The following is a 24,266-nucleotide window of genomic DNA, read 5'->3' as shown; positions in this document are numbered from 1 at the left end:
AAAAGGAGTGGTTTATATGGAAGAAAACAAACAAAGCCAAGATTTTGAGAATTTGCAGGATACAGATGAGAATCTAGAATCCACAGATTCACAAAGTCAAACCCAAGATACAGACGGCACCGAGATTCAAGATGAGCAAAATGAAAATTGGGAGAGCAAATACGCAGAACTAAAAGATCAATATGTAAGGGCTTTTGCGGATTTTGAAAATACAAAAAAGCGTTTAGAGCGAGATAAGAATCAAAGCTTAGAATATGCAAATGAGCGTGTGATGAGCGATTTGCTTCCTGTGCTTGATACACTTGAAAAAGCCTTGGAATCTGCACGGCAAAATCCACAAGCTTCGGCTATTGCTGAAGGGCTAGAGCTTACACTTGAAAGTTTTATTAAGGTGCTAAATAGGCACGGCGTTGAGTTGATTGCCACAGTTGGGGAGTTTGACCCTAATTTGCACGAATGCTTAATGCAAGTGCCAAGCCAAGAAAAAGCTGATGGGGAAATCCTCCAAACGCTACAAAAAGGGTTTGTGTATAAACAAAGAGTGCTACGACCAGCTATGGTGAGCGTAGTGAAAAATGAATCTTAGAAAGGAGGAGGTATGAGCAAGAAACTAATAAAATGTTTGGTTGGTGTGTTGATATTTGGTGTTGCATTTAATGTGGCTTTGGCTAATGAGATGCCAACCTGCCAAGAAGCTGTAGATTCTATGTCGGGCTATGGAGAATCTGGCGATTGTCTGTATCAATATAGTGGAGCAAAAATGCTTTCTGTTGATAGGGCAGTGGTGTAGTTACTTGTCAAGCGGTAATGAGTAGAGAATGCCCTGATATGCCCGGAGAAAACACATCTGGAGAAACTATAAAGTTCACCGCACAATATGGCATAGTAACTCATCAAATTTATGATGAGGGATATCTAGATTCTTAATTTATGATGAGGGATATCTAGATTCTTAAAATTTAATTTTGAAAGGATAACAAATGGCAAAAGTAATAGGAATAGATTTAGGAACAACAAACTCCGCAATGGCGGTATATGAAGGCAATGAAGCAAAAATCATTGCTAACAAAGAGGGTAAAAACACCACGCCTTCAATCGTGGCTTTCACAGATAAGGGCGAGATTCTAGTCGGTGAGCCAGCAAAAAGACAAGCGGTAACCAACCCCAAAAAGACGATTTATTCTATCAAGCGGATTATGGGGCTTATGTTCAATGAAGATAAGGCAAAAGAGGCGGAGAAAAGACTGCCTTATAATATTGTAGATAGGAATGGCGCGTGTGCGGTAGAGATTGCCGATAAGATTTACACGCCTCAAGAGATTTCAGCTAAGATTCTAATGAAGCTCAAAGAAGATGCGGAAAGTTACTTGGGTGAAAGCGTAACAGAAGCAGTCATCACCGTCCCAGCGTATTTTAACGACTCTCAAAGAAAAGCAACAAAAGAAGCCGGGACAATCGCAGGGTTAAATGTTTTAAGAATCATTAATGAGCCAACTTCAGCTGCCCTTGCTTATGGCTTAGATAAAAAAGAAGCTGAAAAGATTATGGTTTATGACTTGGGCGGTGGGACATTTGATGTAACCGTGTTAGAAACGGGCGATAATGTCGTAGAAGTTCTTGCCACAGGCGGGGATGCGTTTTTAGGCGGCGATGACTTTGATAACAGAATCATTGATTGGGCGGCTGAAGAGTTTAAGAGCGATGAAGGTATTGATCTTAAAAATGATGTAATGGCGTTACAAAGGTTAAAAGATGCTGCAGAGAATGCGAAAAAAGAGCTAAGCTCCGCTCAAGAAACAGAGATTAATCTCCCCTTTATCACCGCAGATGCGAGCGGTCCAAAGCACTTGGTGAAAAAAATCACTCGTGCGAAGTTTGAAAGCTTGATTGATGATTTGATTGAAGATACGATTAAAAAAATTGATTTTGTGATTAAAGATGCGGGATTATCACAGAGTGATATTAGCGAAGTTGTTATGGTAGGTGGCTCTACGCGGATTCCAAAAGTGCAAGAGCGAGTGAAAGAATTTATCGGTAAAGATTTAAATAAATCAGTCAATCCCGATGAGGTTGTTGCAGTAGGTGCGGCGATTCAAGGTGGGGTGCTGAAAGGTGATGTAAAAGATGTGCTTTTGCTTGATGTAACGCCTTTAAGCTTAGGTATTGAAACTGCTGGTGGAATCTCAACAAAAGTCGTGGAAAGGGGCGTTACAATCCCTACAAAAAAAACGCAAGTCTTTTCTACTTATGAAGATAATCAACCTGCTGTTAGCATTAATGTCTTACAGGGGGAAAGGGAGCTTGCAAGGGATAATAAATCTCTAGGGCGATTTGATTTAAGCGGGATTCCAGCTGCACCTCGCGGTGTGCCTCAAATTGAAGTTACATTTGATATTGACGCCAATGGAATCTTAACCGTTTCAGCAAAAGACAAAGCCACAGGCAAGTCTCAAGAGATTAAGATTAGTGGCTCAAGTGGGCTTTCAGATTCAGAGATTGAAAAAATGGTCAAAGAAGCTGAACTTCACAAGGAAGAAGATAGCAAGAAAAAGGCGATTATTGAGCTAAGAAATAGTGCGGATTCTTTAGTGTATCAAACCAAAAAGAGCCTTGAAGAGTTTAAAGATAAGCTAGATTCTGCTGAAGTGGCTAAAATAGAATCTGCGTTAAGTGAGCTAGAAACAACGCTTAAAAATGAGAATGCTTCAAAAGAGGAGCTTGAAACAAAGATTAAAAATCTCACAGAAGCAAGTCATCAACTCGCCCAAGCTGCCTATGCTAAGGAGCAAGGCAATGCTCAAGCAGGTGGGGATTCAAAGAAAAAAGATGATGATGTCATTGATGCGGAAGTGGAATAAATTCTCAAAAATCCTTCAAAATCTCCCTTGACATACAATACTAAATCTCCTACAATAGAATTTTGTTTTAGCGTAGGAGGTTGGTATGGGCTATGTAACAAAAACTTTATGGAAACTTGCTATTTGTGCTATGCTTGTGGCGACTTTGGGCTGCTCTGATTCTAAAGAGAAGCAACAAAAAGAGCAAAAGGAGCAAACTTTGCAAGATTCGCATAATACACGACATAATATAGCAAAGCCAAATATTGTTATTCTCGCCACAGGTGGGACAATTGCCGGAGCGGTTGATTCTTCATTGCAAACAACAGGCTACCAAGCAGGAGTGCTAAGTATAGAATCTTTGTTGCAATCTGTGCCGGAGCTTGCCAATGTAGCAAACCTAGAAAGTGAGCAAATTGCCAATATTGATAGTGCGGATATGAGCGATGAGATATGGCTTAGACTTGCTAAACGCGTGAATGCCTTGCTTAAAAGCTCTCAAGTTGATGGTGTGGTGATAACGCACGGCACGGACACAATGGAAGAGAGTGCGTTTTTCTTGCATTTAGTGGCAAAAAGTGATAAGCCCATTGTGTTTGTGGGGGCTATGCGTCCAAGCACAGCTCTTAGTGCCGATGGTCCTAAAAATCTCTATAATGCTATCTCTCTTGCAGCAAATCCCGAATCTAAAGGCAAGGGCGTTATGGTGGTAATGAATGATAGGATTCAGAGTGCGAGATATGTGAGTAAAACTCACACGCTTAATGTCAATGCCTTCGCTTCACCAAATGCCAGTGATATGGGCTATATCCTTGATGGCAAGGCATTTTTCTATACAACCCCAGCTAAACCTCATACCTTGCAAAGTGAGTTTGATGTAGATAAGCTAGATTCCTTGCCTAAAGTTGATATTCTCTATTCCTATGCTAATGATAACTCCCAAGTGGCGGCTCAAGCGTTGTTTAACCACGGCACAAAAGGGCTTGTTATTGCAGGAAGCGGAGCAGGGAGCATTCACAAAAATCATAAAGATATGCTTAAAAAGCTTATGCAAAATGGCTTAGTGGTGGTGCAAAGCTCAAGGGTGAATAATGGCTTAGTCATCGCAAATGAGGAGGATTCTAAGCTTGGGTTTATCAGTAGCTATGATTTGAATCCACAAAAAGCACGAGTGTTGCTGATGTTGGCTTTAAGCAAAACAGATAATAATGAGCGGATTGCTAAGATTTTTGAATCTTATTAGGGTTGAAAAAGGTTTTGTTTAAATTCTTTTTTAAATTTTATGCTAGATTCTAAGGGCGGTAGGCGTAATTCAGCAAAGGAGCAGTGATAAGCGTATTATCATAGTTTTGACACTCTTAGTGGTGGTTGGCACGGGATATTATGTGCTAAAGGCATATAATCCTATTTTTGTTTTGCTTTTCTCTGGCATAGTTGTATTGTGTGGGGCGTTTTTTCTCTATGGTGCGGAAGTGCCACTACCTAAAAATACCCCTTCTCAATGTGTTTTTTAGATGTGTATAAATTCCTATCAGCTACTTTTGCAAAGACACTCAGAAGTTGGATTGATTATTATGTCTGTGGCTGGGTTTGCTACATATATGAAGCATATCAATGCCTCTCTTCAAAACTCGCCTTTGTCGCAAATGCCCCGTTAGGCAAAATCAAAAATAAATACCTTATCCTAAGTGGGACTTTTGTGGTGGGTATGATGCTAAAGATTGTTATTTCAAGCTATGCTGAGCTTATTTTGTTGCTGTTAGCGAGTATTTATCCTGTGCTTATCTCTCTTGGAATCCGCCCTATCACAGCGGTTTCTGTGCTATCACTCATTACGCTTGATTATTGTCCAAAAGATGGCAACTCAATCAATATGGCAAAAATGGTAGGGGAGCCTGATAATGTTGTGGGATTATTTTTGAACTATCAGTTATGGAATGTTGTGGCGTATGTTGTTATTATCGCTCTTGTGATACAGCTGTATTATGCGTATGTGGATAAAAGAGATAGAGCAAACTCATCGGCTGAAAATGTAGAAGTTGCAGAAATTACCAACCCACAATGCCCGTTTTTTATATTTTATTGCCGTGGCTACCTATTGTGCTGCTATTTGGGACATATTTTTGCTGGAATCAAGCTTGATGTGGTGAGTGCAAATTTTATCGCTATCTCTTTTTGCTTTTTGATTGAGTTTATACGCCATAGGGACGGCAAAAGAGTGAGTGAAGATATTGTTGTGGTGCTAAAGGCAATGGCAGAGATTTTTGTCTCTGTAGTGAGTATTATCATCGCTACAAGTGTGTTTGCTGAAGGGATAAAGGCTTTAGGCGGACTTGAAGTCATAGTGGGGTATTTGGCAAGTATGGGGAATGTCGCCGTGCTACTTTGTATCATCGTGTTAAGTTTCCTTGTCTTTGGGATTACAATCATTATGGGAAGTGGGATAGCGGCATTTAGTGCTATTGGAAACATCGCGGCAAATCTCGCTCCAAAGCTTGGCATTAAGTCTATTATCTTGGTTTTACCCCTTGAGATAGCTTCTTGTCTTGGTAGGGCAGCTTCACCCATTGCTGGTAGCATTTTAGCCCTAGCTGGATTTGCCAAGCTAGAGCCTTTGGCGATTATCAAACGAACCTTGCCATTATAGCAAAGTTTTTATTTGAATTTTCAAAAATTTGTCTTTAAAATTTAAAAAATTACAAGATATGTGAAAATCAAAAAATATTTAAAAAATTTTATTTATCAATAATTTTTATTGTATAATATTTTTTAAGCAATATATATTCACTGCTTAAATTTTTAACCAAAAGGAGACGAAATGGCAAATTTCAAGTCATTAACCACAACCACAGGACGCCAAGTTGGTGATAACCAAAATGTAATGAGCGTAGGACCACGCGGACCGCTACTTTTGCAAGATACTTGGTATTTAGAGAAACTAGCGGCATTTGATAGAGAGAGAATCCCCGAGCGCGTAGTGCATGCACGCGGAAGTGGCGCACACGGCGTATTTGAAGCTACTGCTGATATTAGCAAATATTCAAAAGCAGCGGTATTTAAAAAAGGCACAAAAACGCCTATGTTTATTCGTTTTTCAACCGTTGCCCCAGAGTTAGGCTCAGCCGATGCGGTGCGCGACCCTAGAGGCTTTGCGGTGAAATTTTACACTACGGAGGGAAATTGGGATTTAGTTGGCAATAATACGCCTATTTTCTTTATACGCGACCCCTACAAATTCCCAGATTTTATCCACAGCCAAAAGCGCGACCCAAAAACACATATCCAAAACCCTGAGCGGTGGTGGGATTTTTGGTGTCAAACCCCAGAGGCATTGCACCAAATCACCTATCTTATGGGCGATAGAGGCATACCTGCAAGCTACCGCAATATGAATGGCTACGGAAGCCACACTTTTAGTCTTATCAATGACAAAAATCAGCGATTTTGGGTGAAATTTCATTTTCACACAATGCAAGGGATAAAAAACCTCACAAATGAAGAGGCGGCAGCGATTCGTGCGGTAGATATGGATTCTCATCAACGCGATTTGTTTGAGTCAATCGAAAAGGGCGATTATCCCAAATGGAGAGTTTCAATCCAAGTAATGCCCGAATCAGAAGCAAAGACTTATCGATTCCACCCATTTGATGTAACAAAGACTTGGAGTCATAAGGATTATCCGCTTATTGAGATTGGTATTATGACACTTAATAAAAACCCAGAAAATTACTTTGCCGAAGTTGAACAAGCTGCGTTTAATCCCGCTAGTGTGGTGCCAGGCATTGGGTATAGTCCAGATAGATTGCTTCAAGGCAGACTCTTTGCTTATGGGGATACACAACGCTACCGACTAGGCATTAACCACCATCAGATTCCGATAAATGCACCAAAATCCGCGCTTAATTCTAGTGTGCGCGATGGCTATATGACAAATGGCGCGTATGGCAGCATTCGCAATTATGAACCTAGTATTTTGGACGGATATAAGGATAATTGGAGTTTAAAAGAGCCGATTTTAGACCCGCTAAACTTTGAGAGTGAAAGCAAACTCGGGCAGTGGGATTATAGAGAAGATGACGATGATTACTACACACAAGCGGGTGATTTGTATCGGCTAATGAGTAGCGATGAGAAAGAGCGGCTTTGTCAAACGATTGCAGGCACGATGAAAGGCATAAATGAAAAAATCATTAAGTTGCAATTAGAGCATTTTAATAAGGCTGATAGCAACTATGCAGCAAGAATAGCCCAGCTTCTAAAATAAACTTAAGGGCAAATCTGCCCTTAAAAATAAAAGGAAAACAATGAATTTGACTAAAGAAGAATATGAAAAAATGCAAGAATTTGTTAAATTTTCTTTTGATTTTGCGAGGCAAGATGATGTTCATTCTTTAAAAATTATGTTAGAAAATGGACTTAATGTAAATTTGGCAAATCACAAGGGCGACACACTTTTAATGCTTGCAAGCTATCACAACAGCATTGAATGTGTGAAATTGTTGCTTGAATTTGGTGCAAATGTTGATAAGGCAAATGATAAAGGACACACGCCACTTGCTGGAGTTTGCTTTAAGGGTTATGAGGAGGTGGCAAAGATTTTGCTTGAAAATGGGGCAAATCCAAATGGCTTTGAGGGGCAAGGTGGAGCTTTAAGTCCTATAAATACAGCTATAATGTTTCGTAGAAAGGAAATTTTAAGCTTACTTTTAAGATATAACACTCAAAAGCTTCACTTTTGGCAAAGATTGTTTCTTAAATTTAGCCCTATTAAAGACAAAAGAATTCAAAGGCTTTAGAATTTTGAAAAATACAACGGTTAATTTAACTGTCAATATTGTCGTGGCGTGGAGCTTTACGCTGTAAATATGCTGCAAGTGCAAGAAGTTTTTAGATTCTATGCTAGAATCCATAGTTAATATTTTTGGAATAAAGGCACACAATGGATTCTTATGAATATGGCGAGTTGTTAAAAACTTTGCAAAATAAAGCACAAAATATAGCAAAGATACTAAACCCAGATTCCTTGCAAAAGCGAATGGATGAGATTAATGCATTAGAATCTCACCAAGAGTTTTGGAATGACGCAAAAAAGGCGGGGGAAATCACAAAGGAAAAGCGAAAATGTGAGCGGATTTTAAGCACTTATACAGAGATGAAAGCCGAGCTAGATGACGCAAAAGAGCTATTTGAGATAGCAGAAAGTGAGGGGGATTCTAGCACTTTGGAGCTGTTGTTTGAAAATGTAGAATCTTTGCAAAGCCATATACAAAAGGTAGAAATTGAGGTTATGCTAAGTGGGGAGTTTGACTCATCAAATGCTATTATTACCATTCAGCCCGGAGCCGGTGGGACGGAGTCCCAAGATTGGGCAAGTATGCTATATCGTATGTATTTGCGTTGGAGTGAGCGGCGGGGCTTTAAAGTGGAGCTGCTAGACCATCAAGATGGCGAAGAGGCGGGTATCAAAGGGGCGGCGTTTATCATCAAAGGTGAGAATGCCTATGGTTATGCCAAAAGCGAAAATGGTGTGCATAGGCTTGTTAGAATTTCCCCATTTGATGCTAATGCCAAGCGACATACAAGCTTTGCTAGTGTGCAGGTAAGCCCGGAATTGAGTGAAGACATAGACATTGAGATTTTGGATAAGGACATTCGCATTGATACCTATCGTGCCAGTGGTGCGGGCGGACAGCACGTAAATAAGACAGAATCTGCTATCCGCATAACGCACTTTCCAACAGGCATAGTCGTGCAGTGTCAAAATGATCGCAGTCAGCATAAAAATAAGGCAACAGCTATGAAAATGCTGCAAAGCAAACTCTATGAGCTAGAGCGGTTGAAACAAAGTGAGGGCGTGGCAAATGCCGAAAAAAGCGAGATAGGCTGGGGACATCAAATCCGTAGCTATGTCCTAGCCCCCTATCAGCAGGTAAAGGACTTGCGGAGCAATTACGCTACAAGCGATACAGAAGGCGTTTTAGATGGCGATATTGATGACTTAATAGAATCTGTGCTTGTTTTGGGGGAAGGGGTTTAGCTATTAAAGAAAAAAGCCACAAAAGAGCACCTTCTTTTGATGGAAAGTTTTTTTAAAGTAGTTGAATCTAATTCTCGGCGAATTTTTCCCTTTCATTTTGGTCAGCAGTCTATCACTCCTAATAAGCTCCTTGCCTATAAGTTATTTCAATGATTTGGATTATTGTTATTTCACCATTTGCATTGACTGTGCCTATAACTCTATAATTACCAAATCGCCAGCGATAGCGATTGTCATCAAAGCCTTTTAAATGCTTGGCATTAGCTAAAAATCTAGGGTCGCTTTCTAGGTTTGGTAATTGATTGTAGAGAAAATTAAAGATTGATAAAGCGACTTGCTGCTGATTGCCACGAAGTAATTTACTAAGAAACTTATCCGCTTTTTTCTCTATGACAACCTTAATCATCGCTATCCGCAGTATTCATATAATTTAGTGTTTGATTGTGGATTGCCGCTCTTTGCTCATCGCTCATAGAGTGTAATATTTTTTTGGCAGTGTTTGCGGATGCGGATTTGTTAAAATCCACAAACTTTGGCTCATTGACTTTCTCATTGAGCTTGGATTTTAGATAAGCAAATAAGGCTTCATTTTCTTTCTTCATCTGCTCTGCTTTTTCAATCTTTTTCTTGGTGCTTTCTAAAGAATTAAAAATTTGCCTAGCAGTCATATTTTCATATTTAGCGTAATCAATTTGCGGATTCATTTGACCTCCTTTTATTCCTTGTTGCCTATTTTCATATCCGTGAATCGCCTACTGTCTAAAGAGATGTAAGTTTCTTGTTTCAACAAATTGAATTTCTATATTCATCATAGCATATTTTAGCAAGAAAACCCCATTTCTTAATGTAGAACTGTTTTATTAGTATATGCGTAGAGTATTTTCAAATGGGTTTTTAGAATCGTAAAATACACATTCATTAGTTATATGCTTATTTTATGTATAATTCTTAATACTTTATATAAAAGGAGTGAAAATGCTGAGTGTAGGGATTGGCGAGATTCAAAAAAATACAGCTATTTTTTCTAACCTAAAAGAATCTATACAAATTGTAGATAAAAGGAAGCATCAGGTATTAGCGATTGTCCATCCAGCAAATCAAGCGAAAAATTCTATTGCCAAAACACTTGCAGGCAAATATAAAAATCAAGCAAGTCAAAACGCCAAAAATACAAGCTTAGAAGACATAAAACAAAAAGCTATGCTTGAAGCCCTAGGGGAGAAATATGGTCTATCTCATTGATACAAATATCATTATCCGCTTTTTGATTGGCGATAATGATGAGTTTTAGCAGTTAGTAGTGAGTATTTTAGGCAGATAGAAAATGGCGATATGAAGGCTGAGATTCTAAGTGAAGTGCTAATGGAGGCGTATTTTGTGCTAACAAAGTTTTATAAGATTAATAAGGCTGAAGTCTTGCAGGATTTAAAGACTATTCTTTGCCTTGAAGGCATAGTGAATAAAGATAAAGCCATACTCATTGAAACGCTCAATATCATAGAGCATAGGCATATAGATTTTGTTGATGCACTTATTTGTGCTAAATGCAGACTGCAGAATTATCACAAGCTCAGTTTTGATAAGGATTTAGATAAATGCTAGTTCAAATGGGAGGGTATGAGAAACCTAACTTAAAGATAAGACTATCAAAGAAAGAAGCTAACAAGACTCCTATCTCTAAAGGCAGAATCCTAGTTCTCGCTACTCATCATCACCATCACAAATACACTTTAAACCTAAGGTTTCTTTTTGTCCTTTAGCATTTGTAATAAGCATATCGTAAAACACTATGGATTCATCTTTGCAGTGAGTTATTTTAAGATATAAGAGCATTAAGGCATCATTTAGTCTTGCCGTATATGCTTCATACTCGGGCTTATTGCTTGTAAGCTCTGCAAATAGTCCATCTGTAATAGCAATAGGATAAACAAAGCCAAACTCCTTAGATTCCGCCGTGATGTCAATTAATATGCCATCTTGAATGGCTTGCTTTCTTGTGTAGCTATGAAATATTTCCATTTTTATTCCTTTGGGATATTTGTAGTAGTATGGCTACTAAGATTATTTGGCTAATCTTAGCTATAACAGTTTGCCTTGCTTAGCAAAGTAAGCATAATCTAGAGAGTTGCACCTTTCTAGCACGATGCCTAGAATCTCTTATTGCTTTACCTTTTTTGATTTGGTAAAGACTCTTAGGCTTTAGCTCATCGTTTGCAGTTTCTTCTCGTGGATATTATCAACAACTGCCAATTCCACTTCAGTGGTGTATTTGATTACTTTATCTAGGCTTTCAACATCATCAAGCAAATCGTGTTTAACTAAGAATCTACCCTTTTCATAAAACACTAAGCCATAGATGGAAAAATCACTATCGATAATGTCTCGTTCATAGGTTTTTTCCCCATCAATGTCAATGAATCCACTCCAAAGATCCATTTCTATATCGCTAGAGCACATAGGCTTACCATCATAGTAGGCATATAGCTCTACTTCTCCGCAATCTTTGTTAGAAAAACCTAGTGTGAGTTTAGAATCGTTTTTGGCGTATGTGAATGTCTTAGTCTTCTTGTTCCATACCCTAAAATCAAAATCACTTGCCTTCATTTTTACTCCTTTTATGAAATGTGTTTTACTACATCATTCTTATTTTGAAGATGTAGTATTTGCTATATTTGTAAGACTTATTTGTTCGCTTGCGGGAGCAATTATAGTGGATTGTTGAATCTCATTTCAAATGAGATTTCTTAGATAATACACATTTTTCTTGCATTTATTTGGCAACATAAATGACAGAATCTAGAGTGTAGTGTCAAACAAGATAAACTTGTGCTAGAATCTATCTCTAAATAGCACAAGGATAGATAATGAACGAAGGCGCAAGATTTGATTTGTGGAATATCACTAAACAATCAATTCATAAGAAAACACACAAGAAAAACATACAGCCACGCAGGATTTATTGGGTAGCCATAGGACAAAATATAGGAAGCGAGATTTATGAAAAGATTCTGCTTTTACACGCCCTGTGCTTGTGCTCAATATATTCTATAATCAAATGTTCTTGAGTGTTCCACTTAGTGGTAAATCTAAGGGCAAGAGTGGGAAGCTCTATCACAAATTCATAGATAGCAAAGGAAGATTGCAAGTTGCTTTACTTAGTCAAATAAAAGTGTTTGATAGCAGAAGGGTAGAAAGATTACTTGCAAATATAGAGTCTAAAGAATTTGCATTAATAAAACAAAGAATCAAAGAAAATATCATAGGGATAGACTAAAGAAGTGAATAACCCCTGCTCTAAGATAGGGAAACCTACTTTTACAAGTAAGCCATTACTTTCTATCTCTAGAAAGTAATGGGGTAATTCTAGTTGTTTCAATTTTAGAATTACTTTAAATATTTTTTAACAATTTGAATTCTAGTAATCCCCACTAGATTCTTTCTTTAACAGCCCCCCCCCATTTAACTAATACACTCTCTCACGCCCAAGGCTTGAGAGTCCAAGCTCGTATTTCATAACCTTTGAACGATTCCTAGGTTTAATGCGCATATCATCACAATACGCTTAGAAAGGCTTCACCACTTCCAAGATATAAGTTGTTTTTAAGAGTGCAGAGCTATGATTGCGGATGAAATTCAAGAGGCGACATAGTGAGTAGTGCCAAAAGGTTTCTGCTCCGCCTCACTTCTTCTATTTGGTCATAATATCTAACAAACCTTGGTCCATAAGTCTTGATTATGCCATCTAAAATATCTCTTTATGGTTATTTATATTTCTTTTACATTAACCTACCTAATCTCTCCAGCTTCCCTTGTGGGAGAAAAAATGCTCATTATCTGTTTTTTACTCAAATGTAAATCAAAGTATGTGCTATAAAATACTTCAGTAGAGTGCAAAAGCGTATCAAAATCCATCTCACTTGGATTATTACACATATAAAGCCATTGAAGCAAAATAGGCAAATCTACGCTTGGAGCAAATGGGCGATATGAGCCTAATGGAAATTTATAGACTCTTTTATTTTGGATTGCCTTGATGGGCTTCCACAATGGGCTTTTGAGTATATCTTGGGGCATAAGCGTATTAAAATTATTAATATAGATAATATCCGGATCGAGTTTGTATATATCTTCAAGTGTTATTTTTACAATATTTTGACTAGCAATAACATTTTGTCCGCCACTTGTTTGCAATAAATAATCCGCAAAAATGCCGCCTACCCAAATAGCCTTATCACTCTCAAAATAATGTATCACCAATGCCTTTGGCTTATCATTATTTGATTTTGCCCTTACTTTTTTCATCATCTCATCTTGAATACTTTGAGTAAAGTCTAAAAATCTTTTTGCTTTTATCTCAACATCTAAAATAGGGGCTAACACTGTAATCCAACCCTTGATTGTTTCAAATGAGTTATACCCCCATTTATTGACACTGAGCTCTATTGTTGGAATCTTGCTTTGTTTCATTGCCTGACATAGCTTGATATTTGCACTATGACACACAAACAAATCTGGCTTAAGCGAAAGAAGATCTTCTATATTTTCATTCTCTCCACTTGGAATACGACTAATCTCGGAAAACATATCAAGTAAAAAGGAATTTTTTAACGCATTTTTGCTTGATTTTGGCATATACACGATGCTTTTTGCACTCTTTTCAAGCATAATAACAACAGGAGGCAATGGCCACATACCGCCCCCAATCACAATGCGAGTAGGCTTTTTTGGAATCTCAACACTATATCCTTTATCATCTTTATACATATAAGGAAAAGCACCAAACACATTCACACTAAGCAGCACATATAGCATTATGAAACGCATTATCGCACCCCCTTCGCACATACAATATCACTCTCAACCCACTGCATAAATGTGTCAAAAAAATATTCTGTCGCAGGCATAAATCCCTGCCCCAAATGAAACTCCGGATCAAGCGAGGTAACATATAAATTCCCCTTAAAAGTTGTATCCTTATAAATAATGCTTTCATCTAATTCATTGACTAGTATATTTTGAGCATTTTTTGGCGGATAAAATGCTCCGTGGTAGTGCCACTTTGCATCTTTAACCGCCATTTTGCTAAATAAACCATCTTTTGTAGAATTTTCTGCCTTATTCCCATCTGAATCTAAGGCATATAAAGGCATATCGGCATTAGGGATAAGCCACCACCAAAAATTGACAGGATAATCTCTCCACCTAATATTTGGTAAATAATCTTGCGCAATCTCGCCAAAAGAAACAATATGCCCTCCAGATTCCAAATAGGAAATGAACTTTTGTTTATGCTTAACCAAGCTATGTGCGTCCATTCTTGAGCTTAAAACAATATAATCAAACGCTTCAAGATTCAAAGATTGTAAATCTAAAAAATGGCAGCGTTTAGAGAAGAAATGCGCATATTTTTCATTTTTATTTGTGAAAAAATATCTATGAAATGAGCTACCACCTGTGATAATGGCATTTGTAAGCTTATGGGAAGAAAGGCTTTGTATATGTTTATTAGGCACAAAGTCTAAATAATTAAGCTTTGTATCACAAGAATTTTGCGAAGTCTTATATTTTTGCTCTGCCATATTATCAACATTACCAACATTATCAATCTTGTGTGCTGCCCCATCTTGCTTAATCCGCCCTAACTCCCTACCAAGCCATTGCAGAAGATTAAACCCCATTCTTCTTGCTGTCGTATTATCCATAAGCCCAAAACTTAATAAATCCGCATTTGCTGTTGATAGAATAACACCTTGGGTAGATTCTCTATCAATATAACCAACACACTCCCCCTGACAATCACTTAAGAGATGCTCCACTTTATGTGGAAAAGCACTCATATCAAAAAACCCACGATTAAAAAATCCTTTGACACCACGCCTATGATTTATATCATATTCCCTTACTCCATCAAAAATAATTGCCGCAGATTCACTCTTAGCAAACTTTACAACCCTATCTCTAATTGGAACTTGACTCTGTACATAGCCCTTACTATAAGGTAAAATCCGCATAAAATCACTCATAAAAGATAGCACCACGCCCCCAGATTCAAGAAAACTAAGAATCTTATCTTTAAAGCGTGAGAGATAATACTCATCAATCCCCATAGGCAAAACAACCGCACAAAATCCGCTCAAATCAAGCGAGTGAAATTCATTATACAAATCTACATACTGCAAAATATGCTTATATAAAAAATGTGTTGAAACACTCTGTTCTTTTAGACTTCCTGATTCAAGATAAGCAATCTTACCAAAAGATTCAATTTCTTTATAATGATAAAGATTCTTTAAGTTATTTTTTAAACCACTACAACCACATTTACTAGACATCTTTTTATCCTTTTATTTAAGTAAATTTATAAACTTTGTGGATTATATTGCATTTTGTTTTTTATTTCAATATAATAACCGCTCTTATTTTTATTTTAATAAAAAAAGGATTCAAAATGAGACACTCTACCAAAAAAAGTGTATCTATTTTTCTTTGTTGTTTTATGCTCCCTGTTTATATGCAAGCTGACGAGCAAGAAGAAAAAATAAGCAGTGCAGAAAGGAATGTCAAGCTTGAAAAATCTGTTGTCAAAGCACAAGTGATTATGTCGGAGTTACCCATAGAGCTACAATCTAAGCAGATTAGTGTTGTTGAAAAAAAGGACTTGCTCCAAAAAAGTAATGGCAATATACAATCTATCCTAGAATCTGTGCCCGGCATCTTATACTCTCGCTCTGGTGGCATTAATGGACAAATTACATTTCGTGGGCAAAACTCCAATAGCTCTCGCTCCATCGTAATGATAGATGGCGTGAGATACTCTGGTCGCAATACCCTAGAACTCAACACCCTTGATCCCTACGCCTTTGAAAGTATAGAAATTATACGCGGTCCGGCAAGCTCACTATGGGGAAGTGATGCTATGAATGGCGTTGTAAATTTTAGATCTCGCACTTCATCATACAATACACAAAGCGATACTTTTGCTGCCACAGCTAGAATCCGTGCCTTAGAATATGGAAGCGTGAATAATCTTTTTGGCGGAAGGGCTGAAGTGCTTGGTGGTGGCGGAGGCTGGGATATGCTTGTTGGAGTAAGCTCAAAAACAGCACAAGACTACACTACACCCATTAAAGAAAATGGCTCATACAAAGCAAAAAATTCATCATTTAACTATCTGGGCGTGGATTTTAACTTGGGCTATACCAAAGATTCTACGCGCTACTATACTCAAGGTCGTTATACAAGAGTAGAATCTCATCGTGCTGGAGGTTTAGGTGCAGCACCGGGATCAAGCTATGGAATCTTAATGAGTGAAGATCCAATCAGCGAATATTATTTAAGAGTAGGAATGAAAAAATCTCAACTCTCTTTTGCAGAATCTATGGAAAGCTATCTCTATTACAGACATTGGGATACGGATATTTGGAATAATCGCGCCGCATTTACAGATGGAAAAAATATTCATCAACAAGTTTATAACAACAACTACTTTGGCGGACGCTTAGTGTTTAATAGTAGAATTAACAAGCATTATCTTACTTATGGAGCTGAATTTGAAAGCTCTTACTCTCCAACACAAGTAAGGCAAAATAATCTTGCAGACAACACAAGCAAAACAACAAACCGCCCATCTAGCACCACCGATTTTGCTTTATTTATTAAAGATGATTTTAGCGCTACTCCATCTTGGTATCTTTTGGCATCTCTTAGAGGAGACTATGTACTCACAACAATTTCAAAAACAAAATCAAGTACGGAACAATCCAACAATAATCAAGCCATCCATATTGAAAACTCTCGCCTCCTTGATGAAAATAGCGTAATCCACAGCGGTGCTATCACAGGCTCTCTTGGTTCAGTGTATTTTCTTAATGACTATATAAGCAATGTGATTAATGTCAGTCACAACTTCAAAAATCCAAGTGCTGGTACGCGTATGCAAGTCACACCAAGTGGCAGCTCAACACTCACTATCGCAAATCCTCTTATCAAGCCAGAATATTCACAAAGTGCTGAGTTTGGCTTTAGATTCCAAAGTGATAATCACTACGCTTCATTAATTGGCTTTTTTACACATTATACTGATATGCTTGCCCTTAGCTCCTATCAAAGTGCAATAGCTAACACAAATAACGCTTATAGATATGAAAATATAGGAAAGGCAATCATCACAGGTGTAGAAATTGAGGGGAAACATAGCTTCTTTGACGATAGGCTTATGCTTTCTTATGTAGGCTCTTATAATTATGGTGAAAATCTCACAGACAATAAGCCTATTGCTTATCTTGCACCACTTTATGGTCAGGTATCCTTATCACTGCAATTTAACAAATGGTATGTCAATCTCACACAAAGGGGATATGGAGCAAAAACTCGCATAGATCCAAAGGAAGAGAGGGCAACACAAGCCTATACAATGACAGATTTATACTTGGGATTAAAACTTGGTGGTTTTTCTACAAAACTACAAGATATGGAGCTTTTAATTGGAGCAAATAATCTCTTTAATCAAGTTGGCAGAAACCCTGTAACCGTCCAAAGCATAAAACACCAAATAGCACTGACAAATCCTCTTGTAGAGCCGGGTAGAAATGTTTTTGTTAAATATATCTGGAATTATTAATGCAGATTCTAAAAGCAATGTTTGCCTCTATCTTAGGCTCTTTCATCATAGTGATTTTTGCTCTTATTTGTCTAAGCAGTGGCAGATATGCTCTGCCCATTGAAGATATTATCCAAGTGCTATGTGGCAATGGAGATGAGACGCAAAATAATGTTATTTTTTATTTTCGTCTTCCTCGCATTCTTGTAGCCATTATTGTTGGTGCTGGATTAAGTGTAGCTGGTGGGGCGTTTCAAAGTCTATTTCGCAATCCCTTAGCAACACCTGATATTTTAGGCGTTACAAGTGGAGCAAGTTTTGGTGCAGTGCTAGGACTGCTTTTAGGATTAAGTATGGATTATATCAGCATTGCTGGATTCATCTTTGGTATTCTTTCACTTGCTTTAGTTGCGTGTATTGGCTATAACAAAAATGCACCATCTCAAACCACCACAATGATTTTAAGCGGCATTATCGTAGGGGCTTTGTTCCAAAGTCTTATAGGCATAGTCAAATACATTGCCGATCCACAAGACACACTCCCAACCATCACCTATTGGCTCTTAGGCTCTTTAGATGTGGCATTGGAAAGCTATGTCATATTCAATCTTATTGGCATTATCTTTGGCATAGTCATTATTTTTATCTTGCGTTGGAAGCTCAATCTCCTTATGCTAGAAGATGATGAAGCCAAAAGCCTAGGGGTTAATCTCACACTTTTGCGAGCTTATATCATCATTTCAAGCACAATGATTGTTGCTTGCTCAATAAGTATGTGTGGCGTTATTGGCTGGGTGGGGCTGCTTGTGCCTCATATTGCTAGGCTACTCATTGGTAATGAAAATTCAAAGCTAATCCCGCTTAGTATGTTTATTGGTGCGTTATTCCTTATGCTTATTGATACCCTATCACGCACACTTTCAAGCGAACAAATCCCTATATCAATTCTCACTTCACTTGTTGGAGCGCCATTTTTTATTTATATTTTACGCAAAAATCAAAGGGGATAAAATGTTTGCCATAAACAATGCAAGTTTCAAAAGAAAAAATACGCAGATTCTCAATAATATCCATCTTACCCTACAAGAAGGTGAAGTGCTAGGTATCTTAGGCTGTAATGGAGCGGGTAAAACAACCCTACTTAAATGTATGGTTGGGCTGCTTGAATGGAATCTTGGGGAGAGTATCTTGCTTGGAAAATCACTTAAAGCTTACAATCAGCAAGAGTTATGGAAAATTATCTCGTATGTCCCACAGGCAAAGACGCAAATCTTTAATATCAAGGTGCTTGATATGGTCGCACTTGGGTGCAATCCATCTGTGCGATTTAAGCCAAATATGACACATTTTAAACAAGCACACGATATTTTAGACAAGCTTCATCTTACACATTTAACGCATAAGCTTTGCCTTAACTTAAGCGGCGGAGAATTGCAAATGGTGCTATTTGCACGGGCTTTAGTTAAAAATCCAAAGATTCTTATCCTTGATGAGCCAGAATCAAACCTTGACTTTCATAATCAAAAAACCATTTTAGATATGCTAAAACGCCTTAGCAACAACGGCTGCACCATTATTCTTAACACACATTTTCCTTCACACGCTAGATTTTTGTCGCATAAAGTCGTGTTACTTCATAAAATCACTGATTGCTTAGATTCACCACAAGACACAAATGCTATTTTTGGAAACGCCAAACATCTACTCACTTCAAAGTATTTAAGCCAACTCTACAATGTGCCATTACATACAGAATCTATGCCTATGGAAAATGAATATATTTTTAGGGTTTGACCATAAAATGCCTTTTGCCCTAACACTTTGATGAATGACAGCTTTAGAATAAAGTTTTGAAGATTTTCTTACAAATTTATCTCACTTTTTCAATTTTTTATCATAACGCTGTCAAAGCTGTGGTTTATAATCCTGCTTCAAATTTATTACAAGGAGTAGAAAATGACAAACTACATTGAGCTTGAGAAAAGTGGTAGGGTTTATAGGATTGAGAAGATTAAAGGCAAGTATTGCCCTGCAATAAGGCGAAGATTGTCAAAATGTTTATCTAAATCATTGTCATAAGATTCTAATCTTTGTTTTGAAAAAAGAGTGATGATTTGTTCCTCAATCACTAGAATCCTTTATATTCAAAAATCTATTTTGGCGGAATGATACAAGATTCTTTGTTTGATAGCATTTGGCACTATTGTTAGAATCCATAGCGTTAAGTAAGAGAGTAGAGTAAGACTAGCCTACCCCTTAACTACAAGGTAGGCTATGGATTATCTTAGTAGCACTTGACTATTATGAGACATAATAGTATCATAGCGACTAAGATTTTCAGACAAATCTTACTCATCGTAACCTCCTTTGTAAGGAAGTAGGTTACTCTAAGAGAGGTCGCACTCTCTTAGGCAACCTCTAATCACAATTATATCACATTTAAAATCCCAAATTAGAATCCAAACTTAGCTTTGTCTTATCCTTGTTTTTTTTGGCTTAAACAAAAAACACTTACACACAAACTTAATCATAAACCTCTTTTCTATCTGCAATACGAATCACACATATAATTAGTTTATCTTGTTGCTTTTGATAGATAATCCTAAAATTCCCAGCTCTTTTTCTAAATTTGCCTTTATGTCTGCCCTTAAGTGCTTTATCACCACTGAAATTGCCATTTTGTAAATCTAAAAGTTTATCTTTGATGATTCTTTTGTCTTTCAGAGCTAAATGGGCAATGAATAGATTCTCTTTTTCCTCAACAAAGACTTCATACATCATCTAAGCCTGTTTTGCTAAAAAAGTCTTGTAATGGCAAGGTTGTTCTTTTGCCTTCTTGTAGCTCATCAAGGATAGTATCACTCATCAATTCATCTATTCTATCCTGATAAGCGATAATGGCTCTTTCTATGAGTGTTGTGCGTGTGAGATTTGTTTCTCTTGCCGCGTGATCCAATGTTTTGAGTAAATCATTGTCTAGTCTTATGTTAATTGCTGTCTTCATAAAGCTACCCTTGTATTTTGTATATACAATTATACATACAATAGTTAAATGTGCATTCGAGTTGATTTTTAACTTGGAATATATAAAAAAGTTTGAAAAGTATGCTTTTCAAACTAATGTGTTTTCCTTGAAATGCCCTTTGATGCGAGATTCTATGATGTTTAAGTTTTCCACCCTTGTGATACCAAAACTTAAAGTTATAGATATTGGGAATTAAAAAACATATAATATATGTATAATAATTATATATCTAATAATATTATTTGTATATTAAACATCTATTATATTAAAATTATATATATTATACTTTTAATATATAAACTAAAATTATTATATAATCATCAGCATATCCTCAAACATCAAAACAAAAAAGATAAATCTCATTTGCACTTCATAGTATGAAAAATGTTGAACTTTTACTAATTTTATCGCTATTTTTGCCAAATTTGTTGAACTTTTACCAGTTTTCCAAAGCTTCTATAAAGTATTATAAATATTATAAAGCTTTTCACTCGTATCAAACAAAAAGAATCGGTTTTTTAGTTTTTTGCTGTCAAAGAAGGAAGAGCTAATGCTTCCTAGCGAGAATCCAAACTTTTAAGTAAGATTTAACCTAAAGCAATTTGTTTTTAAGAAAAAAGAGCTTTAATATTATCTAGAATAGAGTTTGTTGGGTGATTTGGCTACTTGTTTTTCCTTTCTTTGGCAGAATGTCTTCGTTGTTTATAGGGCTTCTTATTTTTCTTTCTCTGTCTTCTACACTGCTATTATTCTAGATATGCTCTGACTTTTTCATCTTTAAGATCTGACATAAGTTCTTGTATTTGTCTTTTTGATAGAATTTCATAAAAACCTAGATCTTTGAATATTGTTTCGAGCTTATAGGTTGTTCTAGTTTTGTGCATTAGCATAAAGTGCATTATGGACCTTATGGGTTCAGTGTGTATTTCACGCTTTAAGCTTCTTGTTTGTTTTTTTGCAGAAATTACTAAATCCTAAAATTGGTTTAAGATAGTCTTGATAATCATATATCAATGTTTTTGCAAGAAATCTTGTGTAGGCTATGCTGAAATTAATTATTTTTTGTTATCATCTTTATATATAGAATCTATGAATGTAAAATATATTGATGTGTTGTTTTCATCTTTGGAATCTAATTGAACGCCACAATCTCCAATTTCTACGAGCTTTTCATAAAACCAAGTAGCGTTAGTTTGAGTTCCGCTATACTCACTATAAGCTTGTTTTGCTTGGTTTGGATTTGTTATTATTTTGAATATTTGCTCTCTTTTATGTAGTTCTATTTCTCCATAGTCTCCTTGAACTCCTGTTATAAGAGATTCTAAGACATCTTTATGCTTTTGTGTAAGCAGTCTTCCAGTGATAGTTACTCTTGTGTGCTCATTATCTTGTAGAACATACTTTTGATTTTTCTTTATAAAATCATTATATATTCTTGATTTTGTGATATTGCGACTTGGCAGGAATATTCCTACTATATTTTCTAACTTGGTGGAAGTGAATCCCACATCAAATTGTTTTTTAACATGAAAAAGTTCATCAATTGTGGCTGGTACAGTTAGCATAATTTTACCTTTTTAGATTTTTTCTTTTCATTCTCCCATCTTTGTATATCTTCCAAGCTCTCTTCGTGCGTATCAATAATTTTGATAAATTGCTTACGGGGGTAGTGGGTACTCACTTGAAAGAGTGTGATTTTTCTAGGAATGACTTTTATTATTCGACTTCTATCTTTCCATACTTGTGAATTAGTGATGCCTAGGTTATCTTTTATGAGCTTGAGCTCTCGTTCTTGGCTTGCTAAGTTTTGTTGATTGTTACTCTTTTTAAAATTAAGCTCATAGGCAATGCGCACAGCATCAACAAAAGCACTTGCCCCCTTGTTTTACTTGTTTCATTATTGTTGCCTTTGGTGTTGTGATGTGTAATAAGTATGGCTTGATCATTTTCCCGCACAATATGATTTAAACAATCCATGAATCTTCTTGCCTGTGAGTTACTATTTTCATCGCCATCATAAAATGCGATTAAAGGATATATGACAATAAGCTTATAGTCTTTAAATAGCTCCGTAAAATATGGAAGAGTGTTTGTTGTGATAGGAGGAGGCATTTCATTGCAAATATGGATATAGGAAAGAATATCTAGATCCCTTCATAATCGCTTTAGATGTCTACATTAAGCTGAAATATGTCTGAGCAAATATCTTCTAATCGTTCTTTGATTGTTTGCTGTGTGTCTTCGCTAAGCCATAAGAGACATTTTGTTTGAGATTTTGCTAAACGACAAGCAATTTTGGCGGCAAGAAAAGACTTTCCCACACCACCATTTGCACTTAAGAGAGTTATCCATTATTGCATATGGGTATAAAGTTCTCACAAATGAATTTTGTTGTATTTGATTGTTGCGTTGGTGTATTTGCTATGAGTATGTTTTGTTTTATGTTGCCAAACAAATTTTCTAGCGTTTTCCTATTGTCTGTCATTTCTTTTTTCTCTTTTGAGTAGGATTCTTATTCTTTCTTATGATCCTTAAAGCCTATTCTCTTCTTTGGCTTTGTGATTATAGCATTAGTGTGCTTAATCAATTTGCATTAAAAATTTTATATCTTATAAATTCTGTGATGTTCATAGATTTTTGTTCAGCCATTTTCTGTATGCTTTCTCGCTCTTGTTGTGTAAAAGATATAGCTAATTTGTAAGATCGCTTTTGTTGCTCTGGTTTGAATGGAGCACCCATTTTTTACTCTTGTTTGCTGTCTCGCCCTCCGCATTATTGATAAATTCTTTTATATCCTGCGCTTTTGAGTTTGGTCTGTTGAGCTCTACGCTTTTAAATGAATTTGTTTTGATGCCTGCAAGTCCTGCCATTTATTACTCCTTATTAATCTATTGATTTATGTAGGCAATAAGCTCTTCATAAAATGAGACGAAGTCAATATATGCCTTGTCGGTTTTATTACAAAATTCTGTAATGCCTTGCCCCGCTGCAGTGGCATTTTTAAACGCTTCTCGTTCGTGAATAATAGAGTTCATTAAGTGGAGATTCTTAAGATTCTTTTCATTAATATAATCTCTTAAGTCGTTGATTTTTTTCTCCAAAAATGGATTTGGAGAAGCCTTATCTATGACAATCAGTGCGATTGGTTCCTCTTCTCTTAGTGAGCCTGAAATCACTTCATCATAAAGTGAAATCATTTTGTCTAATACTGCAACATCATATTGACTAGGCACAATTGGGATAATAACTATATCCGCAATAGCTAGAGCTTGACGCATTTCTTTTGAATCTCTTCCGCATGTGTCAATAATGATTGAATCATATTTTATTGAAAGCGACCTCACTTCTCTAGCTAACCCATCTCCTAGCTTTGTTACTGAATTGAAAATGAGTGGTAAGTCTGCATTTGTGCGGATATTAACAAAAGCTTCTGTGCTTCTTTGTGGATCTGCATCAATGAGTAAAACTTCATCTCTTTCTTGCGAGAGTTTGCAAGCAAGATTTACGGCGAGAGTTGTTTTTCCACTCCCACCCTTTTCATTGATTACTGAAACTATTATAGCAATCCTTTGAATTTTTAGGTATGTAATTAGTATATTATACATACATTATATGTATAATAGATTGAAATAAGTTCTTGCTATTTTCCTAATTGCTGGAGATGTTTCAAGTATATGGTGTCCTAGAGAATCTGAGTTCTCTTTTGTTTTGCTTTTAGAATGGGGGATTTGAAGTCAATGTTTGAATTTCGCATTAGTCATAAGCTCC

General features: G+C 36.6%; 31 protein-coding genes. 16 read left to right on the top strand and 15 right to left on the bottom strand.

Going from position 1 to position 24,266, the window contains the following annotated elements; all coding sequences use genetic code 11:
• The first annotated feature begins 16 nt into the window (after positions 1-16).
• From grpE to prfB, 9 genes are all read left to right on the top strand, one after another.
• Complete coding sequence (gene grpE, locus HCCG_RS09545) at positions 17-586, top strand: nucleotide exchange factor GrpE (RefSeq protein WP_002957326.1); 570 nt, start codon at positions 17-19, stop codon at positions 584-586.
• A gap of 12 nt (positions 587-598) precedes the next feature.
• Positions 599-790 carry a hypothetical protein gene (locus HCCG_RS09540; RefSeq protein ID WP_002957325.1) on the top strand — a complete coding sequence of 64 codons (192 nt, stop codon included), beginning with the start codon at positions 599-601 and terminating at the stop codon, positions 788-790.
• 190 nt (positions 791-980) lie between these two features.
• Complete coding sequence (gene dnaK, locus HCCG_RS09535; RefSeq protein WP_002957323.1) at positions 981-2,858, top strand: molecular chaperone DnaK; 1,878 nt, start codon at positions 981-983, stop codon at positions 2,856-2,858.
• 85 nt (positions 2,859-2,943) lie between these two features.
• The gene (locus HCCG_RS09530; protein WP_014666288.1) at positions 2,944-4,080 is read left to right on the top strand and encodes an asparaginase; all 1,137 of its coding nucleotides are present in this window, start codon (positions 2,944-2,946) and stop codon (positions 4,078-4,080) included.
• Between the two features lie 106 nt (positions 4,081-4,186).
• On the top strand, positions 4,187-4,351 hold the full coding sequence (locus HCCG_RS12245; RefSeq protein WP_158309884.1) for a hypothetical protein: 165 nt from the start codon (positions 4,187-4,189) through the stop codon (positions 4,349-4,351).
• Positions 4,339-5,484 (top strand): C4-dicarboxylate transporter DcuC, encoded by a 1,146-nt coding sequence (gene dcuC, locus HCCG_RS09525; RefSeq protein WP_002957321.1) that lies wholly within the window; start codon positions 4,339-4,341, stop codon positions 5,482-5,484. Before HCCG_RS12245 ends, dcuC begins: the two co-directional genes overlap by 13 nt.
• A gap of 171 nt (positions 5,485-5,655) precedes the next feature.
• Entirely contained in the window at positions 5,656-7,101 is a 1,446-nt protein-coding gene (locus HCCG_RS09520) for a catalase (protein ID WP_002957320.1), read from the top strand.
• A 40-nt stretch (positions 7,102-7,141) separates the two neighbouring features.
• The gene (locus tag HCCG_RS09515) at positions 7,142-7,633 is read left to right on the top strand and encodes an ankyrin repeat domain-containing protein (protein WP_002957319.1); all 492 of its coding nucleotides are present in this window, start codon (positions 7,142-7,144) and stop codon (positions 7,631-7,633) included.
• 143 nt (positions 7,634-7,776) lie between these two features.
• Entirely contained in the window at positions 7,777-8,874 is a 1,098-nt protein-coding gene (gene prfB / locus HCCG_RS09510) for a peptide chain release factor 2 (protein ID WP_002957318.1), read from the top strand.
• A gap of 118 nt (positions 8,875-8,992) precedes the next feature.
• Here the strand turns inward: prfB and HCCG_RS09505 are convergent, their stop codons facing one another.
• Both HCCG_RS09505 and HCCG_RS09500 read right to left on the bottom strand, forming a co-directional pair.
• Complete coding sequence (locus tag HCCG_RS09505) at positions 8,993-9,280, bottom strand: type II toxin-antitoxin system RelE family toxin (protein ID WP_002957317.1); 288 nt, start codon at positions 9,278-9,280, stop codon at positions 8,993-8,995.
• Positions 9,273-9,578, bottom strand: coding sequence for a hypothetical protein (locus HCCG_RS09500; RefSeq protein WP_002957316.1), 306 nt, complete (start codon positions 9,576-9,578; stop codon positions 9,273-9,275). Before HCCG_RS09500 ends, HCCG_RS09505 begins: the two co-directional genes overlap by 8 nt.
• Before the next feature lie 271 nt (positions 9,579-9,849).
• Between HCCG_RS09500 and HCCG_RS09495 the strand changes: the two genes are divergently transcribed.
• Both HCCG_RS09495 and HCCG_RS09490 read left to right on the top strand, forming a co-directional pair.
• The gene (locus HCCG_RS09495) at positions 9,850-10,116 is read left to right on the top strand and encodes a hypothetical protein (RefSeq protein WP_014666290.1); all 267 of its coding nucleotides are present in this window, start codon (positions 9,850-9,852) and stop codon (positions 10,114-10,116) included.
• Between the two features lie 90 nt (positions 10,117-10,206).
• Entirely contained in the window at positions 10,207-10,476 is a 270-nt protein-coding gene (locus HCCG_RS09490; RefSeq protein WP_002957314.1) for a PIN domain-containing protein, read from the top strand.
• Between the two features lie 99 nt (positions 10,477-10,575).
• Here the strand turns inward: HCCG_RS09490 and HCCG_RS09485 are convergent, their stop codons facing one another.
• On the bottom strand, positions 10,576-10,893 hold the full coding sequence (locus HCCG_RS09485) for a DUF6573 family protein (RefSeq protein ID WP_002957313.1): 318 nt from the start codon (positions 10,891-10,893) through the stop codon (positions 10,576-10,578).
• 180 nt (positions 10,894-11,073) lie between these two features.
• Positions 11,074-11,478 carry a YopX family protein gene (locus HCCG_RS09480; protein ID WP_002957312.1) on the bottom strand — a complete coding sequence of 135 codons (405 nt, stop codon included), beginning with the start codon at positions 11,476-11,478 and terminating at the stop codon, positions 11,074-11,076.
• Positions 11,479-11,738: 260 nt separating this feature from the next.
• Here HCCG_RS09480 and HCCG_RS09475 point away from each other — a divergent pair, with 260 nt between their 5' ends.
• Together HCCG_RS09475 and HCCG_RS13065 are read left to right on the top strand one after the other, a co-directional pair.
• Complete coding sequence (locus HCCG_RS09475; RefSeq protein ID WP_014666294.1) at positions 11,739-11,939, top strand: hypothetical protein; 201 nt, start codon at positions 11,739-11,741, stop codon at positions 11,937-11,939.
• Positions 11,930-12,148, top strand: a complete 219-nt coding sequence (locus HCCG_RS13065) for a type II toxin-antitoxin system PemK/MazF family toxin (protein ID WP_002957311.1) — start codon at positions 11,930-11,932, stop codon at positions 12,146-12,148. The genes HCCG_RS09475 and HCCG_RS13065 overlap by 10 nt, the downstream gene beginning before the upstream one ends.
• 512 nt (positions 12,149-12,660) lie before the next feature.
• On the opposite strand, the gene HCCG_RS09465 is transcribed toward HCCG_RS13065, so the two are convergent.
• Together HCCG_RS09465 and HCCG_RS09460 are read right to left on the bottom strand one after the other, a co-directional pair.
• Positions 12,661-13,698 carry an ABC transporter substrate-binding protein gene (locus HCCG_RS09465; protein WP_015453233.1) on the bottom strand — a complete coding sequence of 346 codons (1,038 nt, stop codon included), beginning with the start codon at positions 13,696-13,698 and terminating at the stop codon, positions 12,661-12,663.
• On the bottom strand, positions 13,698-15,206 hold the full coding sequence (locus tag HCCG_RS09460; RefSeq protein ID WP_015453234.1) for a hypothetical protein: 1,509 nt from the start codon (positions 15,204-15,206) through the stop codon (positions 13,698-13,700). Before HCCG_RS09460 ends, HCCG_RS09465 begins: the two co-directional genes overlap by 1 nt.
• A gap of 116 nt (positions 15,207-15,322) precedes the next feature.
• Here HCCG_RS09460 and HCCG_RS09455 point away from each other — a divergent pair, with 116 nt between their 5' ends.
• Genes HCCG_RS09455 through HCCG_RS09445 form a run of 3 tightly spaced genes read left to right on the top strand, consistent with a single transcriptional unit; the run spans position 15,323 to position 19,267 of the window.
• Positions 15,323-17,494, top strand: coding sequence for a TonB-dependent receptor (locus tag HCCG_RS09455; RefSeq protein WP_015453235.1), 2,172 nt, complete (start codon positions 15,323-15,325; stop codon positions 17,492-17,494).
• The gene (locus HCCG_RS09450; RefSeq protein ID WP_002957306.1) at positions 17,494-18,483 is read left to right on the top strand and encodes a FecCD family ABC transporter permease; all 990 of its coding nucleotides are present in this window, start codon (positions 17,494-17,496) and stop codon (positions 18,481-18,483) included. Before HCCG_RS09455 ends, HCCG_RS09450 begins: the two co-directional genes overlap by 1 nt.
• Before the next feature lies 1 nt (position 18,484).
• On the top strand, positions 18,485-19,267 hold the full coding sequence (locus HCCG_RS09445; protein ID WP_002957305.1) for an ABC transporter ATP-binding protein: 783 nt from the start codon (positions 18,485-18,487) through the stop codon (positions 19,265-19,267).
• 200 nt (positions 19,268-19,467) lie between these two features.
• On the opposite strand, the gene HCCG_RS12880 is transcribed toward HCCG_RS09445, so the two are convergent.
• From HCCG_RS12880 to HCCG_RS09410, 9 genes are all read right to left on the bottom strand, one after another.
• Positions 19,468-19,602, bottom strand: a complete 135-nt coding sequence (locus HCCG_RS12880; RefSeq protein WP_268257959.1) for a hypothetical protein — start codon at positions 19,600-19,602, stop codon at positions 19,468-19,470.
• Between the two features lie 394 nt (positions 19,603-19,996).
• Positions 19,997-20,254 (bottom strand): type II toxin-antitoxin system RelE family toxin, encoded by a 258-nt coding sequence (locus HCCG_RS09440; RefSeq protein ID WP_002957304.1) that lies wholly within the window; start codon positions 20,252-20,254, stop codon positions 19,997-19,999.
• Entirely contained in the window at positions 20,244-20,477 is a 234-nt protein-coding gene (locus tag HCCG_RS09435) for a ribbon-helix-helix protein, CopG family (RefSeq protein ID WP_002957303.1), read from the bottom strand. The genes HCCG_RS09440 and HCCG_RS09435 overlap by 11 nt, the downstream gene beginning before the upstream one ends.
• A gap of 1,076 nt (positions 20,478-21,553) precedes the next feature.
• A complete protein-coding gene (locus tag HCCG_RS09430) occupies positions 21,554-22,063 on the bottom strand; it encodes a hypothetical protein (protein ID WP_002957300.1) in 510 nt (169 codons plus the stop codon).
• Positions 22,064-22,298: 235 nt separating this feature from the next.
• A complete protein-coding gene (locus tag HCCG_RS12875) occupies positions 22,299-22,610 on the bottom strand; it encodes an AAA family ATPase (RefSeq protein ID WP_014666299.1) in 312 nt (103 codons plus the stop codon).
• Positions 22,611-22,663: 53 nt separating this feature from the next.
• The gene (locus HCCG_RS13060) at positions 22,664-22,819 is read right to left on the bottom strand and encodes a hypothetical protein (RefSeq protein ID WP_158409678.1); all 156 of its coding nucleotides are present in this window, start codon (positions 22,817-22,819) and stop codon (positions 22,664-22,666) included.
• Between the two features lie 262 nt (positions 22,820-23,081).
• Positions 23,082-23,237 (bottom strand): plasmid mobilization protein, encoded by a 156-nt coding sequence (locus HCCG_RS13055; protein ID WP_002957297.1) that lies wholly within the window; start codon positions 23,235-23,237, stop codon positions 23,082-23,084.
• Entirely contained in the window at positions 23,189-23,368 is a 180-nt protein-coding gene (locus HCCG_RS09415) for a hypothetical protein (protein ID WP_002957296.1), read from the bottom strand. Before HCCG_RS09415 ends, HCCG_RS13055 begins: the two co-directional genes overlap by 49 nt.
• An 18-nt stretch (positions 23,369-23,386) precedes the next feature.
• The gene (locus tag HCCG_RS09410; RefSeq protein WP_002957295.1) at positions 23,387-24,103 is read right to left on the bottom strand and encodes an AAA family ATPase; all 717 of its coding nucleotides are present in this window, start codon (positions 24,101-24,103) and stop codon (positions 23,387-23,389) included.
• Between the last annotated feature and the right edge of the window lie 163 nt (positions 24,104-24,266).

Source organism: Helicobacter cinaedi CCUG 18818 = ATCC BAA-847 (assembly GCF_000155475.1).
In the GTDB taxonomy this organism is placed as follows: Bacteria; Campylobacterota; Campylobacteria; order Campylobacterales; family Helicobacteraceae; genus Helicobacter_C; species Helicobacter_C cinaedi.
Note: the sequence above shows the minus strand (reverse complement) of the source record. Positions and strands in the feature narration are given on the sequence as shown.

Excerpts from the sequence above, each read along its gene's own strand:
- HCCG_RS09530 (WP_014666288.1), top strand. The coding sequence starts at position 2,944 with ATGGGCTATGTAACAAAAACTTTATGGAAACTTGCTATTTGTGCTATG.
- HCCG_RS09415 (WP_002957296.1), bottom strand. The coding sequence starts at position 23,368 with ATGGCAGGACTTGCAGGCATCAAAACAAATTCATTTAAAAGCGTAGAG.
- HCCG_RS09540 (WP_002957325.1), top strand. The coding sequence starts at position 599 with ATGAGCAAGAAACTAATAAAATGTTTGGTTGGTGTGTTGATATTTGGT.
- HCCG_RS09515 (WP_002957319.1), top strand. The coding sequence starts at position 7,142 with ATGAATTTGACTAAAGAAGAATATGAAAAAATGCAAGAATTTGTTAAA.
- HCCG_RS09450 (WP_002957306.1), top strand. The coding sequence starts at position 17,494 with ATGCAGATTCTAAAAGCAATGTTTGCCTCTATCTTAGGCTCTTTCATC.
- HCCG_RS09435 (WP_002957303.1), bottom strand. The coding sequence starts at position 20,477 with ATGAAGACAGCAATTAACATAAGACTAGACAATGATTTACTCAAAACA.
- HCCG_RS09490 (WP_002957314.1), top strand. The coding sequence starts at position 10,207 with ATGAAGGCTGAGATTCTAAGTGAAGTGCTAATGGAGGCGTATTTTGTG.
- HCCG_RS09455 (WP_015453235.1), top strand. The coding sequence starts at position 15,323 with ATGAGACACTCTACCAAAAAAAGTGTATCTATTTTTCTTTGTTGTTTT.
- HCCG_RS09495 (WP_014666290.1), top strand. The coding sequence starts at position 9,850 with ATGCTGAGTGTAGGGATTGGCGAGATTCAAAAAAATACAGCTATTTTT.
- HCCG_RS09460 (WP_015453234.1), bottom strand. The coding sequence starts at position 15,206 with ATGTCTAGTAAATGTGGTTGTAGTGGTTTAAAAAATAACTTAAAGAAT.
- HCCG_RS12875 (WP_014666299.1), bottom strand. The coding sequence starts at position 22,610 with ATGCCTCCTCCTATCACAACAAACACTCTTCCATATTTTACGGAGCTA.
- HCCG_RS09445 (WP_002957305.1), top strand. The coding sequence starts at position 18,485 with ATGTTTGCCATAAACAATGCAAGTTTCAAAAGAAAAAATACGCAGATT.
- HCCG_RS09500 (WP_002957316.1), bottom strand. The coding sequence starts at position 9,578 with ATGAATCCGCAAATTGATTACGCTAAATATGAAAATATGACTGCTAGG.
- HCCG_RS09485 (WP_002957313.1), bottom strand. The coding sequence starts at position 10,893 with ATGGAAATATTTCATAGCTACACAAGAAAGCAAGCCATTCAAGATGGC.
- HCCG_RS09520 (WP_002957320.1), top strand. The coding sequence starts at position 5,656 with ATGGCAAATTTCAAGTCATTAACCACAACCACAGGACGCCAAGTTGGT.
- prfB (WP_002957318.1), top strand. The coding sequence starts at position 7,777 with ATGGATTCTTATGAATATGGCGAGTTGTTAAAAACTTTGCAAAATAAA.
- HCCG_RS09430 (WP_002957300.1), bottom strand. The coding sequence starts at position 22,063 with ATGCTAACTGTACCAGCCACAATTGATGAACTTTTTCATGTTAAAAAA.
- grpE (WP_002957326.1), top strand. The coding sequence starts at position 17 with ATGGAAGAAAACAAACAAAGCCAAGATTTTGAGAATTTGCAGGATACA.
- HCCG_RS13055 (WP_002957297.1), bottom strand. The coding sequence starts at position 23,237 with ATGGGTGCTCCATTCAAACCAGAGCAACAAAAGCGATCTTACAAATTA.
- dcuC (WP_002957321.1), top strand. The coding sequence starts at position 4,339 with ATGTGTTTTTTAGATGTGTATAAATTCCTATCAGCTACTTTTGCAAAG.
- dnaK (WP_002957323.1), top strand. The coding sequence starts at position 981 with ATGGCAAAAGTAATAGGAATAGATTTAGGAACAACAAACTCCGCAATG.
- HCCG_RS09440 (WP_002957304.1), bottom strand. The coding sequence starts at position 20,254 with ATGATGTATGAAGTCTTTGTTGAGGAAAAAGAGAATCTATTCATTGCC.
- HCCG_RS09505 (WP_002957317.1), bottom strand. The coding sequence starts at position 9,280 with ATGATTAAGGTTGTCATAGAGAAAAAAGCGGATAAGTTTCTTAGTAAA.
- HCCG_RS09465 (WP_015453233.1), bottom strand. The coding sequence starts at position 13,698 with ATGCGTTTCATAATGCTATATGTGCTGCTTAGTGTGAATGTGTTTGGT.
- HCCG_RS09475 (WP_014666294.1), top strand. The coding sequence starts at position 11,739 with ATGAACGAAGGCGCAAGATTTGATTTGTGGAATATCACTAAACAATCA.
- HCCG_RS13065 (WP_002957311.1), top strand. The coding sequence starts at position 11,930 with ATGTTCTTGAGTGTTCCACTTAGTGGTAAATCTAAGGGCAAGAGTGGG.
- HCCG_RS09480 (WP_002957312.1), bottom strand. The coding sequence starts at position 11,478 with ATGAAGGCAAGTGATTTTGATTTTAGGGTATGGAACAAGAAGACTAAG.
- HCCG_RS09410 (WP_002957295.1), bottom strand. The coding sequence starts at position 24,103 with ATGTATAATATACTAATTACATACCTAAAAATTCAAAGGATTGCTATA.